Origin of the sequence: Paenibacillus faecalis, from assembly GCF_900289175.1 — a bacterium.
In the GTDB taxonomy this organism is placed as follows: Bacteria; Bacillota; Bacilli; order Paenibacillales; family Paenibacillaceae; genus Paenibacillus_AQ; species Paenibacillus_AQ faecalis.
Genome location: NZ_LT985747.1, coordinates 3,758,243 through 3,772,699 on the forward strand (window position 1 = coordinate 3,758,243; position 14,457 = coordinate 3,772,699).

Sequence of the window (14,457 nt, forward strand, 5' to 3'; positions counted from 1 at the left end):
ACTCATGCTTTTAGAGCTTGGATCACCTTTATCGAAAATATAGAAAAGACCCTTCAAATCCATGAAAGGTCTTCTCTCTTTATCTATCTATAAAATCCGTACGTGTTCCCCCGTAACGTCATCATTATATCAAAAGATACATCTTATGTCAGCTTCTGTTTTAGATATTTTCACAAAAAAGATCGTTGTTTTTGGACGATATTCCATACGAAGCGAGTGCGTTCCGGTCAAGATTAAGCTTTTACTGCAGCCGTTAAGGCGTTGTGAACACGGACCCGAAGGGAAGCGACACTCCCGCTGCGCCCGCCATAAACTCGATTCGTTAGCAATATAGCAGCAAGATCATGATCAGGGTCGATCCATAGACTGGTCCCTGTAAATCCCGTATGTCCATAACTTCGTGCGCTCATCCAATCTCCCGATGCATCCATTCGATCTCCCTTTAGAACCCATCCGAGGCCCCGGTTCGCTTCCGGAATACCCGAGGTATAGCTTTGTGTAGACATTTCTACGGCCGCCCGTGACAAAACCCGCCGATGTTTCCTGCTTCCTGAATGAATTGAGCCATCGTCCGGAACGATCCCGCCCTTCAGCCACATCCGGGCATAACGTGTAAGATCGCCAGCGGTTGCAAATAATCCGGCGTGCCCGCAAACCCCGCCAAATGCTCGCGCCTTCTCGTCATGTACGACTCCACATAAATGTCCGCCAAATTCTTCGTCATACTCCGTGGCCGCACAACGTCCTCTAGCATCAGAAATCGGCGAGAAGGCGGCATTTTTCATTCCCAGCGGCTCAAAAATCCGGCGTTTGGCTACTTCATCCAACGGCAGCCCTGACACTTCTTCAACAAGCCGACCAAGCACCAAATAGCCCAGATCACTGTATATAACAGCTGTTTGCGGCTCCCTTTGAAGTACCGCCTGATTTATAGCCTTCCACATCTGCTCTTTACTCCAGCCATGCGTATGAAGTTTCATATCCGCCTGCAAACCAGACGTATGCGTGAGCAGCTGTCCAACCGTCACCTTTTCCTTCCCCGCTGCTCCAAATTCAGGCAGCCATGTTGATATTGCAGTTCCAAGTTCCAGAATCCCTTCGTCAATCAGGCTGAGAACAAGCGGCAATGTAGCAACTACTTTGGTTAGCGATGCACAATCATACAACGTATCCTTTTGCACCACCACCCGATGTTCAGGCTGCGCGTAACCCGCTACATACATCCATTCCTGACCGCGATGAACAACAGCTAGCACCGCTCCCGGGGCAGTACCTGCTTCAATTTCCCGATCAATGGCTTGACAGGCTGCCTTCACAAATTTCGGTTCAAGTTCGAGTCTTTCAGCACCGTCTTCAAAATTGTTAAGCGGCATCCCAATCCCTCCGATATGATATCTGTCTCCTCTTTATTCTATTATTTTCTGATTTGTTTGTGTTTTAATAATCGTGTAAAATGGAAAAACGGAGGGGATTTTATGGAAAAAATCGCAGTTTTTTGTGGCTCAAGCATTGGAGCATCAGAAATATACAGAGAATCTGCCATTCAGCTTGGACAAGAATTAGCAAGAAGGGGCATTACACTTGTCTATGGTGGTGCGAGTGTTGGAATTATGGGCATTCTAGCAAACACCGTTTTAGAAGAAGGCGGAGAAGTTATTGGAGTGATTCCAAAAATGCTAGAAAGTCGAGAAATTTCTCATCCTCACTTAACTGAGTTAATAATTGTTAATTCCATGCACGAAAGAAAAGCAAAGATGGAACAATTAGCAGATGGATTTATTGCTTTACCGGGAGGACCAGGAACACTCGAAGAGTTTTTTGAAATTTTCACTTGGGCGCAGCTTGGACTACACCAAAAACCTTGCGGTCTTTTGAACATTAATCATTACTATGACCATCTTATTTCACACTTTAATCATATGACGGAAGAAGGTTTTTTACAGGAAAAGTACCGTGCAATGACCCTTACTGATACGGAACCCGCAAAGTTAATTGAAAAATTTTATACATACCAAGCACCAACGGTTAAAACATATATAAAAAAAGAGCAAACTTAATCTGTCAGACGGACAGCCCTTGATATAAAAAAGCGGACACCCGCTGGATGCCCGCCTTGTAAGATACAGTATATTTTGTATGCAGGAATTGTCTATTTAATTAAGAACATGCGCTTTTTGAACATTAGGTTACATATCATCCCGTATTTGGATACGCTTCACACGGGAATTAGGCTTCTTCGGGATTTCAAGCTTCAGAATACCATCTTTCAGTGATGCGGAAATCTGTTCATCCTGAATATCCGGAACATAAAACTTCCGCATATATTCCCCATATCGGCGTTCTTGCCGCACCATGTGACGGTCGGAATCCTCTATGCTACTATCTTCCTTACGAGTCGCTTTGATCATCAAGTAAGGGTCAGCATAGCTGATTTCGATGTCATCTTTTTGAAAGCCCGGCAGTTCTGCCTCGACCAGATAGGCCTTATCTGTCTCACGAATGTCCGTATGGAAGGACATCACGTTGCCCTTAAAAGGTGCAAACCAATCATCGCTAAACACATCGTTAAATGACTTGACCAGTTGACCGAAAGCATCTTCTCTGCGTCTTCCAAAAGGAATCAAATCAAACATCATCCATTTCCCCTTTCTTTGACCTTGTTTGACCTTACAACCTTATTATATGCCTGCATCGTCAAAATGCCAAAAGCGTTTTTGAAGCAAAAATGTCCAAATTCGCGCGTTTTCAGCCATTTTATCAAGGTTATGGGGATCAATTTTTGAGTTTGACCTTTTTTGACTTTTAAGCTGTGGGGTTGGATTTCTTCTATGTGATCATGTCTTAACTATGCTCTTAACAACTAAATTCACAGTCTATCAACAGGCTTAATAAGTTTTTTCCATTGGAGAACTTATAAATCACATCACTATCATGTCTAGGAGCGGAAAGTACTAAGTTCGGTAACAGTCTAGGAATTATAACGACCGAAGCATTGAAACAAATCGGTCTTGAACTTGGTGATACTGTTCATATCAATGTAAACGAATCGGATAGACGATCATAATTCGTAAAGCAAATAAGGTTGAGCTACCTAAAGAAATTGACTCCGATTTCTTAATGACCTTCTTACAGGTTGAACAATACGATGAGACGCTTAAAGGGTTGAAGGACCGTTAATATGAGTGTCCGTTATTTAAGCGCTGAAGAGGTTATTACTATTAATGTTGCTGTTATCCAACAATATAGTCCTAATGAGCATATAGGTGTCAAAGATAAAGGCTTATTGGAGTCGGCTATTCTGCGTCCTCGTTCATCAGCATTTGGAAGAGAAGCATATCCCTCTATTCAGAAAAGCCACTGCTCTTTTTGAATTATTAGGCAAGAATCATCCATTCCAGAATGCAAATAAACGAACAGCTCTTGCTTCTTTAGTCATATTCTTATCATTGAACGGATATGTTTTTGAAATGAACCAAAAAGCTGCAGAAGATTTTACCGTTGATATGGTTAATCACAAATATTCATTTGAAGAACTTGCCAAAGTTATTAAAGAACATTCCTTCTATAATAATATCCAGACACCCAGCCTCATATGGTCGGGTATCTGGATATTGTCGAAGTACCTATCAAATCTGTATTGATTACAACCTTATCTTCTTAAACACAACATTTATCTTTACGGTTGTACAATCCGTATTCTTTTCAGAGTTCAGATTTACTTATTTAAAACCGAGCTAAGCAGTTCTCTGATCCGCTGCTCTTCCCCGCTTCCAGTCGTGGGAAATCTTTCTAATGTCAGACCGAACTTTTTAAAAATTTGTTCTTTCTTCCGATCTCGCTCCAGTTGTTTAGGATTGTTCTCATGGAAAGCGAAGCCATCCACCTCGATCGCCAGCGCAGGCAACTTGTCCAACTTATGATAAATCACAAAATCAACAGAGGAACGATGTTTCACGAATCGGCGCTCCTCCTCATTTAACCGACCAAGGTCGGGAAACAAATTCATCAGCAAAACCTGATTCCCAAGCTCAAAATCCCCGAACATCGGCTCTTGCAATACTTGATCCAGCAAGGCATGCATAATGTTCTCACTATAATGTCTAGATTTATTAAAAAAACGTACACGCTGGCGAAAATCCTTGAGTTTATCCGAATAATCCTTATACAGCAGATCAAATATAGAAATAATCTCATTCTCCACCACATGGTTGTCAAGTGTGCTATATTCCATATACCGCATGAGATCACCGACCTCATTTCCATACTTACGAAACGCTGACTGATCGGTTACCAGAATAAACTGCTTCTGCGCGCGTGAGACCGCCACATTAATTTTGCGCGAATCATTCACAAATTTCATACCCATGCCCCCCGACTTTGTCTGGTCCAATACTGTGGACATAATCATGACGGGCTTTTCCCGCCCTTGATATTTATGAATGGTATCACTCTCCACATCAGGAGCGAACTTTTGGCTGGCCTTCTCCACCTGTTTACGGTAAGGCGTCACAAATCCGATATCCGCATGACTAGCAGCAGCTTCGGTATGCCCAAGCAAGATCTCCTGTTCAATGACATCCAGTTCCCTAGCATTGAACTTTCCTTTGCTGCCATGGGTGACCTTCCGCATATGATTCCCTGGTGAGGTTCTGTAGATCAATAAAGGGGGTTCGGGTGTCTCCGAATTAGTAAAAGCAATCAATTCCCCGTTGTAATATTTCCTGTTGCAGAACTCAATAATTTGCGGGTGGCAGCGATAATGCTCTCGTAACATCACTTTCGGAATGGTATCCCCATACAAAGCCAGCATCGAAGATAGCAGATTATGTTCAAAGTAACTGTAAGCTCCATCTATGTCGAGTGGAATTTCATGTTGAATCTTCTGTTTAATGTCCATACCAACTATTTGCGGAAGCTGCTTAGTATCGCCAACGATGATGGCCTGCTTACAGCAGGACAAAGCAAGTGCTCCTGTCAGCAAATCCACTTGAGAGGACTCATCAATAATGCAATAATCGAACCTGTAGTTAGCCGGAACACAGTTCCGCAAAGAATAAGTCGTGCTTAGTATGATCGGATAGTGATCAATAAAAGCTTTAAAGTTGGTGGTTCGAGTGTATGTCTTCTCATCACAGACCACAACCTTTCGGTTATGGTACTTCTCGTATAACTTGTGACGAAAAAGTATAGTCGAGTACTGCTGGTGCTGATCCATCAAGGCCTGATAGTTCTGGGACTCCAATTCTGTCTCTAATTCGACTATACGACGTGACAGCTCATCAATCCTCAAAACATAAAATTTACGCTGTACATTCAGAATCACATCAAGTTCCTGTTCTTTCAAAAGCTTGAAATCCGTGAAGCCATGCTTAAAAAATAACTTAAATTTATAAAGAAGCTTATTCTCCTTTTTCAGCTCTACAGCCAGAAAGCTGTCCTTCATAAACTCTAACATCCGCTCCGGTGTCTGCCTGTAAAATGACAGTTTCTCGATAGATTGGACATCTTGTCTTGCATAGTAATGTTCAAAATGCTCCTGTTCGAGTAGGTAAGCCGACAATTTCTGTTTCAACAGTGCCTTCTCCCGATCTAACTCCATTAGGCGGTGAATGCGACGATCCAACTCCTGAATTATGGCGTTTAGTTTTTCCTCCTCCACATCGCTTGACCATTCCGATACATCCCATTCCGGTAGATTGTCAAAAAATCGTTTCTTGTTCTCTTGTCTCCCCAAACTAGCAACAAAAAAATGATATCCTTCACGTTCCAGCTTCTCCTGTACATTGAGCACCGCGGCATTATTCCCAGAGACAACGGCCACCTTTTTCTGCTGCATCACCGTCAAGTTAGCAAGTAGGTTTAAGATAGTCTGGGTTTTTCCTGTGCCAGGTGGCCCCTCAATGATACTTATGCTACTTTGTAAAGCCTGCTCCAGTGCTGTCTTTTGACTCAGGTTATATCTGAATGGAAAAATCGGTACACTTGTAATCGGAATATCGTTCTGTATAGGACGTTTAAGAAGGTACTGGCTTAAAACGCTATCAGGATCAACAAACTTTAATTTGGCGTACTCCTTTGCTAGAAAAGAACTCGGCTCCTCTAGTTCATCATCGCTTTGTACATGCTTTGAAAGGGTACGCCAGTAGTCCAGAACCTGACGCGCTCCTGCGTTACGGGTTCCACTGCTTTTTATTCGAACACGCTCCCTGTCATAGGTACGGTTACTCCCATTTTCAAAGCACACCCGGATCTTACGACCAAAATCCAGCACCCGCCTAACATGATTGAAAGGATAGTCGCCATGGAAAACCATCATATCTTCCGTTATATCCAAGATGGTTGGGTTCGGAATTTGTACATCACTAAGCTGGTACTTATACTCCGTTTGAGAATTTTTATAAACAATCTTAACTACTGGAGGATCAAACTCATACGAGAGTACATCTTTGGTTCTGTCTTGCCCTTTAATGATGATCATAAATTTTTCTTCATTCATAGCTGCCTCTCTTTATATATATTTATAATCAAAAAGGTACTATTAGGAAATCAGAAAGTATTCCTGCCCTTTGAAAAAAATTGTAAATTAATTAGGTGATCTGAACGCGCACAATACTCCTCCTTAAATCGTCATCAGATTTGTTAACCTATTATTCAGTTTGAAAAAAACTTGAGTATCATCGTTGCCCCAAGCCTTTATCCATAAGCAAAAAATTATTCCATGCAAAACCCTTTCATTCAAATAAATTACAATACAACTAAAGCTAGTGTACTTTATTTAAAGTTAATATTCAACGGTTATAAAATAATAACATTGAAATATCACAAAATCTATTGTATTATTTAATAGTCAGATATCAATCTGTGGATTTAAATAATGTAATTATTTTATCGTTTTATTGTTTTAGATTAAAAGGATAGAGGTGAATAGAACTTACCTATTCATCTCTATCCTTTTTGGATTTTATGACAACAAAGCCCTTTTGTTCCCTCACGAACTCACGGCTGACAGAAGTTTCCTCTTCCTATACTGGATTGCTGTTTATCCAACACTTTTACCACTACCTATTTACGTCTTGCTACTCGTTTTTCCCTCCTTTGATTTTGGGCATGAAAAAAGAACCTTCTTCTCCACTTTATATGGAATTCCTTTAGCATTAAATAGTTGAAAATTTCCTTTACAGTATGACCGCCACCTACGCCTATTTTATAAACAGCCTCAGGTTTTAACAAGTGAAATTTGCTATTAGAAGAAATGTTATTTGCCATACCGCCGGATTCATTGATTTTCTCATTAAATTCTTCTCGGGTTTTGTCAATAGTTGAAATAGAACAGGACAATTATGGTGGTATCTAACCACAATCGACCTGTTCAGTGTAACGAAAAAAGCGTTATTTAAGTTATAAAATTCAAACATTGATGCGCGTACAAACAAAATGGAGAGATCTCAATACAGGTATTACACGGGTTATATGGGTTATTGGTTGAAAGATGGGTTCATTCGGCACTGGGTAGCCCCTACATAATTAGGTTCGTAGCAACCACCTATGCAACACTAAAATTAATCAACTTTCAAACCTAAGATGTATTCTACTCTTGATTTAGTAGAATCGCTTGTTTCCCTGATTTTGTATTCATCTTTATTATTAATTAATTTTTTACAGATTTGAATGTCTTTCAACAGCTTTTCAATGTCATTTTTATCTATACGCTCTTCAAATTTAGTGTTTTCCAGATAACTATCCAGTTTTGAATAAATAAAATCAGCAATTTCTTTATATTTCAAACTCTCTATTGCAATAGAAACAAAATATAATGTTTTAGTAAACAAACTATCGTTTACTATTCTCCAATCTTCTTCCAAAGTTTTTGCTGAAACCTGCGCTACATTTAAACCTTCTTCTTCAATATATTCCTCAAAGTCTAACACTATAGATGATTTTATTGATTCATAACTTGCCATGTTCATATCATCAGCCCTTATCTCATATTTTTAGAATATACATTTAACTGGATATTTGGGAACTTACGTCTAAATTCCATAATTAGATTTGAACAACTTTGACATGCATCTAGTTCTGTAAACAAATCTATTCGCCCTTTAACATTAGGGTCTTTTATTTGAGAAGCAATATCTTCAAGAATCTTTGCCTCCGTGTCATTGAATCTTGGAAATTCATCATCAACATAGGTTTCCAATGACTTATCAACTTTGGAATAACTAAAATCTCCAACATTACTACCAACGCTATCAGAGGAATGAATTTGACTGTGTGCTTGAAATTCTTTATTAATACTAGGAATGCTTACATCTGCCACCGCGACATTTCCACTACTTAACTTTCTTAGTTTTCTATCAAGTTTATCTCTTTGTGTTTTTGAGAGATTTTTGTATTCCTCGGAATTTCTTACTTTTTCTATTTCTCTGTTAATATCACCTCTAACATTTTGATTTTTTTTATATAAGCTATCTATTGTCCTATTAGGTAATCTATTTTCACCCTCCCCCTCGTCCTTCTTAGGAGGCCCATCTCCGTCACCCTTCTTCTTGACTCCAACCCTACCGAGAATGTACCCTCCTGCCAGCATGGCCCCCTGCTCTCCTAAATAGTTTGCCGTACCGCCGGATTCATTGATTTTCTCATTAAATTCTTCTCGGGTTTTGTCATCAACGATCATTTTCGCTCCCCATACGCCTGTGTCGATGACTTCCTCGACAGTTCCAATTGTAGCATTGTAAGCCATTTGTCCCAACGTTCCTAACGGATCTTCAAACAGCGCTTTTCCAGTATCAACGATGGACTCCCCTAAGTTTATCGCTCCAGCTTTTATCCCTTCCCCAAAATCTTCAATATGATCTTGCCATGTTTTCGGCTCCTCATCGCTAGAACTAACAGGAATGATGGGATGCATCTCTCCGTCAAACAGTAAAAACCTGCCGGCAATGTTCTTTAATTCCCCGCTAATGGAATTCATCAGTTCAATCGTCGACGTCATCTCTTTATTCGCTCTCTGAAAATCCTCAAAAAACCGCTGCCGGGTTGTTCCCTCCCATACCAACATGGTGGTGATTTGCGAATCCAACGAGCTAACCATCCATCCCAATTGGATGGATGCTTTCTCAAATTCATCCGCCACACGGAACAACAGCTGGGGAAGAACAAGAATTCTAGACATAAACCAACCTCTCCATTATTTGCTAAGCTAATTTTATGGATTTATCAGTAAATGGTAAAGGTTCCAAAGTCCTTCATATCCCATGTTCATCAATCGTTGTTATCGGATACCTAGTACATTGTTCCTTTTTCAGCTTGTGTCCAGAGGCCATTGATGCAATCTGTGTCCATAGATATAATTTTCAGTTATAGCTAGGGTTGAGCTGTCCATTTTTCACGTGGTCTTTTTTCATCCCCATAATTGTATCAATGAACAAGAAGAATCGTTCCTTTCGTAAATGGGGATAGGAGCTTCCATTAACTAAGGAACGGTTTCTTTTTGGTATACATTTTGAGAAAAGGGGGTGTCCCAAATCATTTTCAATGACTTTGGGGCACCCCCATCTAGAATGTATTTCCTGCCACTATGGACAGCCTTTTGCTTCTTCTCCCGCTTGCACATATAGCAAACGAGCTGCGACTTTTAATCTATTGTTCCAGTACCTCAAGCATATTTAAAATCACTTTCACTGCTTCAGCTCTAGTGGTCGACGAATCTGGAGCGAACTTGTGCCCTGCTTGTCCTTGCACAATTCCTTTCTCTGCTGCCGCGGCGATTGCCCCTTTCGCCCATGCCGGGATCTGTTTATCGTCTTTAAAGGAAGTTGTTTCCTTATCTTCGGTATCAAGTCCCATAGCACGGACGATCATCATCACCATTTCCGTACGGCTGATCGGTTGATCCGCACGGAATGTATTGTCCCCATATCCGCTAATAATCCCTTTTTCAATAAGAATAGCGATGTTGGCTTTAGCCCACTCAGGAATTTTGTCAGTATCCTTGAATTGTAACGCTGAATATTCCCCTGCATCAAAACCAAGCGCTTTTACCAGCATCGTTGCAAATTCAGCTCGTGTTACTTCCTTTTGCGGACGGAATGTGCCGTCTTTATAACCACTCACAATGCCTAACTGTTGAGCTTTTTGAATCGCTTCACTCGCCCAATGTGATTTCACGTCTTTAAACTCGGGTTGCGGCTTTGAATCAGGCTTGGCTTCTGGCTTAATTTCCGATTCAGATTTTGATTCAGATTCAGGTTCTGTTTTTGGCTCCGATACAGGGTTAGTTTCAGGTTTTGCAGTTGCTGAAGTTGATGATCCCGAGTTGGAACTGCTGCCTGTACTGCCCGTATTGCCGGTATTGTCTGTATTACTGTTGTTACCATTGCCGCTATTGCCTTCATTTCCTGTAGTACCCTCGCTGCCAGTGTTACCTTCATTGCCACTGTCATCTTCTACAATATCAATACGAATATTGTCCATGACCAGAGTGCCTGTTAATTCCGCTTTTGGATCAGTAAAGTTCTTCGTTATTTCCAGATAAGGATTTTTGGCATGATCGGTTTGGAATACAAGGTCAAGCTTTCCTTTTCCTTGAGGAAGGGTCTTCGCTGCCAGATCCCTAACTTGACCATTTTCAGCGACGCGCATCGAAACGGTATACATGTCCCCCACTTCTGCATTGTAATCCATCGTTAAGCGATAGCGTTTGTTCGGTTCCAGGCGCAGCGTTTGCGGCAAGGTGCGCAGCCAATCTCCGGGAGATTCTTCGTTCGTTTTTAATGAGAATTTACCATCCATTACATAGCTGAAATATTGAGCTCCGTTTGACTCAACCAAATGTGTCCGAACAGGTCCTTGCTTGGAATATACGAACGGTCCCCAGCCTTCGTCCACATTTTCAAAATCCTCGAAAAATACGGAATTCCCTTGATCCGTCTTTCCAGGGTTTTCCCACACACGTGCATCGTCAAATGTAACCTTAGCATCGCCTTCTTCAACATGCAAAGATAGCGTTGCGGTATCACTCTTCGCATCGAAGGTAACTTCTAAGCGTTGAAATGGAGTATTCAAATATTTATGCTGCTGCGCATAAAACGGATGCTTCGTATCCTCCATCCAGTTTACAGCTTCGTTAGCTCCATCCTGCTCCACCTTCATCGACACCTTGCGCTCACCATTAATACTCACCCAGATCGATGCCGAATACGTTTTACCAGGGGTTAGGCCGGTAATCTCTTGCTCGATTACAGCATCATGCGGACCGCTCACTTGCAGCAAATCATCCGCATTGTTGTTCTTCACAATCTGAATATGATCGGTGCTTCCTGCAGCGGAAGATTTGTTCCAAATATTAAAATGTTGACTATCAAAACCAGGATCTTTTACCGCACTTCCAGCGCCCCATTCCATTTCCTGCTGTTCTGGAACATCCTGTTTATATAGAACATATCCTGCACCTTTCTCGGCTTGAATCGTAACTTGTCCGTTCTCAATTGGAACATCAGTTACAAATGTACGCCCCAGATCTGTCAGTTGATACAGCTTTGCTGTTGTAACATTGCTCCACGACTCAGGTACGTGCCATGTAGACTCCCCGCCTGCCGGATTCCAGTGATACACTTTATCCTCTTTTACAGGGTCCCATGGAATGAACACTTTGCTGTCCGTAATCGCAGCGCTATCCGTCATGACAGCGATCTCATAGTTGTCTTTTACGAGATAAATTTTACCGTCTGAACGCCGCTCCACATACACATTGCCTTCAAAATCAATACGATCTTCCGTCCATTTCATTATCGGGAAATATTGCATATACTTGGTCGGCAGATTGTGATTGAAGAACGATTCCGTCAAACGATGGTAGCTGTAAAGCTCAGGTTTATTCTGCCAATAACCTACGCCAACCTGCTGGTTTCCTTTTAACAGTGGATGGGCCAGGAAGCCGTCCATGGCATCGTTACGAATAAAACGAATGATCTCGCTTCCATTCCCCTCATTCGGATATCCCGGATCTGTACCCCAGTGTATCCACGCAGCTTGCTCATGTAATGGTCCGGCGAATTCTGTCCCGAGCATCCAGCCGTTGTCGTTAATATATTCGGCCAGCTTTTTAGCTTCCCAATCCACACCTGTATAAACGTCTACATATACGAACGACAAATTATCTCCTGTGTCTTGCTTCAACATATCCAAACGACGCTTTAACTCACCGCTTTCGATATCTTTACGCTGATCGACATAAAACGATTGGTCAAGCCATCCCCAGCCTTTTCGATCAGGTTGAAGCATATTCTCATGTTTGTACTCAAATGCATCTTTCATATACTCGGTAGCGTTAATATGTACGCCGCCTTTAATGTTGTATTTCTTTCCTTCGCTCAAAACATAGTTAAAGTCCTTCACTCCGCCTTGACGAATTCCAATATGACCGCCGTAATCCGGATGCGAATCATCGTGACCTTCCCCTTGATAGCCTTTAAATAAAATCAATTGGCCAAATCCGTCTGTTAAATTCGACATCTTCTTGGCATTATCAAATGCACGCAAGAAAGGCATGGTCGTCGTTGAACCGATATTCATGCTGATGTACGAAATATGGTCACGAATCATTTCATGCCCTTGTGGAGCTTCGGCATGATTCCGATATGCAATCGCTCCGTCTTGCCAATCCAATGTGTTATCGCCGTTCATATCGCCTGTAATGATAATTTTAGCCCATGGCAGCGGTTCTGCATTCACGATGGAACTTTCTTGATATGTCCATTCGCCGTTCCAGATCGACGCCTGCTTTTCACCATCCGAGCCTGTTGCAATCGATACCCGGACTTTGTCATTGCCATTAACAACGTTGTTGACGATGGTCGCGACCAGCTTATTATTATTGACGAATGCATACGTACGTCCACCGCCGCCATCCTTCGCCCCTTCTTTAAGGTTATTGAACTCTTCATATACCTGATTCCACTCGCCAGTGACCCATGCGGCCGCTTGTTCGGCTTTCGATTCGGAGGACTTCACAGTCACGAGGTCATGGTTCGGGAAGCCAATTGTAGCAACTCTCGTTGCCCCCAGCTGCTCGATTTGATTTATTTTCAGATGGAGTACGTTGTTTTCTGCAAAAAGTTCAACTTCCACATTCACGTCAATGCCTTCGTTCTCATCCTCGACATGAAGTTTATATACCGCTTTATTGTTCTCAAATGTATATGATGTCAACGTTGGAACATAAGCATCGCCGTTAATCGAGATTTGCTTCACGCCGAGCGCCTGACCGCTCATCTTGGCCTCTTCCGGCGTACCCGGCTTCCACACATATTCCTTTACACGCGGGAACGATTGATCCACGATGACCAATAGATCCTCGGTTTGAATCGTATCGGTTTGAAGAACCGGCTCAGGCGCGATGACTTGAGGTGACATTTTCTTGAATTGAACGTCATCGATCCAGATTTGCTTACTATCATACCAGCTTCTTAAACCGATATTCCCTGCTACTTTTGGCATTTCAGGCAGGCTTGTACTAAAGATCCGCTCCCCGTCGATCCACATTTTAAACTGGTCATCAATAAACTGTAGCTTAAAAATGTACTCTTTACCCGCTTCAAAAGCTACGCTATTAGACGAGGTGATATTCCCGTATTTCTCTTCACCGTCAACCAAGTAATCGAATCCCCAGCCGTTGGTGTCATATTGAATCACGGAATAGTTCTGGGCATCGGCAAAACGAACAACAAGACCGAACCGCGCAGGCTTCTCGGCAAATTTCAGCTTAACCTGGTATTCACCATTTTCGAATGCTGGCGAATTTACATCAGCGAGAATAGCCGCACCGTTCGTTACGGCTTTTACCGCTCCCTGATCGGCTGTAAATTCAGCTGCTCCTGTAGCAACCGTCCAGCCTTCAATATTCCCGTCATCATAATTTCTTTGATACAATTCCGCCACCGTTTCTTCCGGCTCAACCGCATCAACCGGCTCTGTTGGCTGCTCTCCTTGATCAGGCTGTTTTTGTTCTGTTTGATCCGAATCGGATTCCGGATGACTGCCCTCTTCTTGAGTTACCGGTTCTGCTCGCGTTTCAGTCGGATCAGGCTTCGTTTGCTCCGTTTGATCTGAGCCAGAATCGGCATTCCCGCTCTCTTCTTGAACGTCTGGTTCTTCCGGTAATTCTACCGGATCAGGCGTCGTCGACTCTTGCCGGACTGGTTCAGAATCGGCTTCCACACCCACATGTTCCTCTAGAACTTTTGACTCTGGCGGCAGTTCTCCCGAAGCTGAGGAATTCCCCCCCTCGATTAAAACGCTTTCAATTTGAGGTGGATTGGATTCCTGTGCATACACCCCAAAATTGGGCAGTGCCAGTTGCAGTACCATTGCGAAAACAATCATCGTACTGAGGCGTTTCTTGTGCTGCGATTTTTTCACACAACATCTTCCCTTCTGTTGAAATATGATGCTCTG

7 protein-coding genes and 1 pseudogene are annotated in these 14,457 nt (G+C 42.2%); 2 read left to right on the forward strand and 6 right to left on the reverse strand.

The features are described from left to right. Positions 1 to 233 precede the first annotated feature (233 nt). Positions 234 to 1,373 (reverse strand): serine hydrolase domain-containing protein, encoded by a 1,140-nt coding sequence (locus C8268_RS17680; protein ID WP_106768885.1) that lies wholly within the window; start codon positions 1,371 to 1,373, stop codon positions 234 to 236. A gap of 102 nt (positions 1,374 to 1,475) precedes the next feature. Here C8268_RS17680 and C8268_RS17685 point away from each other — a divergent pair, with 102 nt between their 5' ends. Further along, a complete protein-coding gene (locus tag C8268_RS17685) occupies positions 1,476 to 2,057 on the forward strand; it encodes an LOG family protein (protein WP_106768886.1) in 582 nt (193 codons plus the stop codon). 129 nt (positions 2,058 to 2,186) lie between these two features. On the opposite strand, the gene C8268_RS17690 is transcribed toward C8268_RS17685, so the two are convergent. Then, positions 2,187 to 2,633 carry an Hsp20/alpha crystallin family protein gene (locus C8268_RS17690; protein ID WP_106768887.1) on the reverse strand — a complete coding sequence of 149 codons (447 nt, stop codon included), beginning with the start codon at positions 2,631 to 2,633 and terminating at the stop codon, positions 2,187 to 2,189. A 545-nt stretch (positions 2,634 to 3,178) separates the two neighbouring features. On the opposite strand from C8268_RS17690, the pseudogene C8268_RS17700 reads away from it, so the two are divergent. Further along, positions 3,179 to 3,641: pseudogene (locus C8268_RS17700) on the forward strand (type II toxin-antitoxin system death-on-curing family toxin). Between the two features lie 74 nt (positions 3,642 to 3,715). On the opposite strand, the gene C8268_RS17705 reads toward C8268_RS17700, so the two are convergent. From C8268_RS17705 to C8268_RS17720, 4 genes are all read right to left on the reverse strand, one after another. After that, positions 3,716 to 6,496, reverse strand: a complete 2,781-nt coding sequence (locus tag C8268_RS17705) for an AAA domain-containing protein (protein WP_106768888.1) — start codon at positions 6,494 to 6,496, stop codon at positions 3,716 to 3,718. A gap of 1,063 nt (positions 6,497 to 7,559) precedes the next feature. After that, positions 7,560 to 7,967: a hypothetical protein gene (locus tag C8268_RS17710; protein WP_106768889.1), complete on the reverse strand. Its 408-nt coding sequence runs from the start codon at positions 7,965 to 7,967 to the stop codon at positions 7,560 to 7,562. A gap of 11 nt (positions 7,968 to 7,978) precedes the next feature. Then, on the reverse strand, positions 7,979 to 9,175 hold the full coding sequence (locus tag C8268_RS17715; protein ID WP_106768890.1) for a deaminase domain-containing protein: 1,197 nt from the start codon (positions 9,173 to 9,175) through the stop codon (positions 7,979 to 7,981). A gap of 467 nt (positions 9,176 to 9,642) precedes the next feature. Next, the gene (locus tag C8268_RS17720; protein WP_106768891.1) at positions 9,643 to 14,421 is read right to left on the reverse strand and encodes an endo-alpha-N-acetylgalactosaminidase family protein; all 4,779 of its coding nucleotides are present in this window, start codon (positions 14,419 to 14,421) and stop codon (positions 9,643 to 9,645) included. Between the last annotated feature and the right edge of the window lie 36 nt (positions 14,422 to 14,457).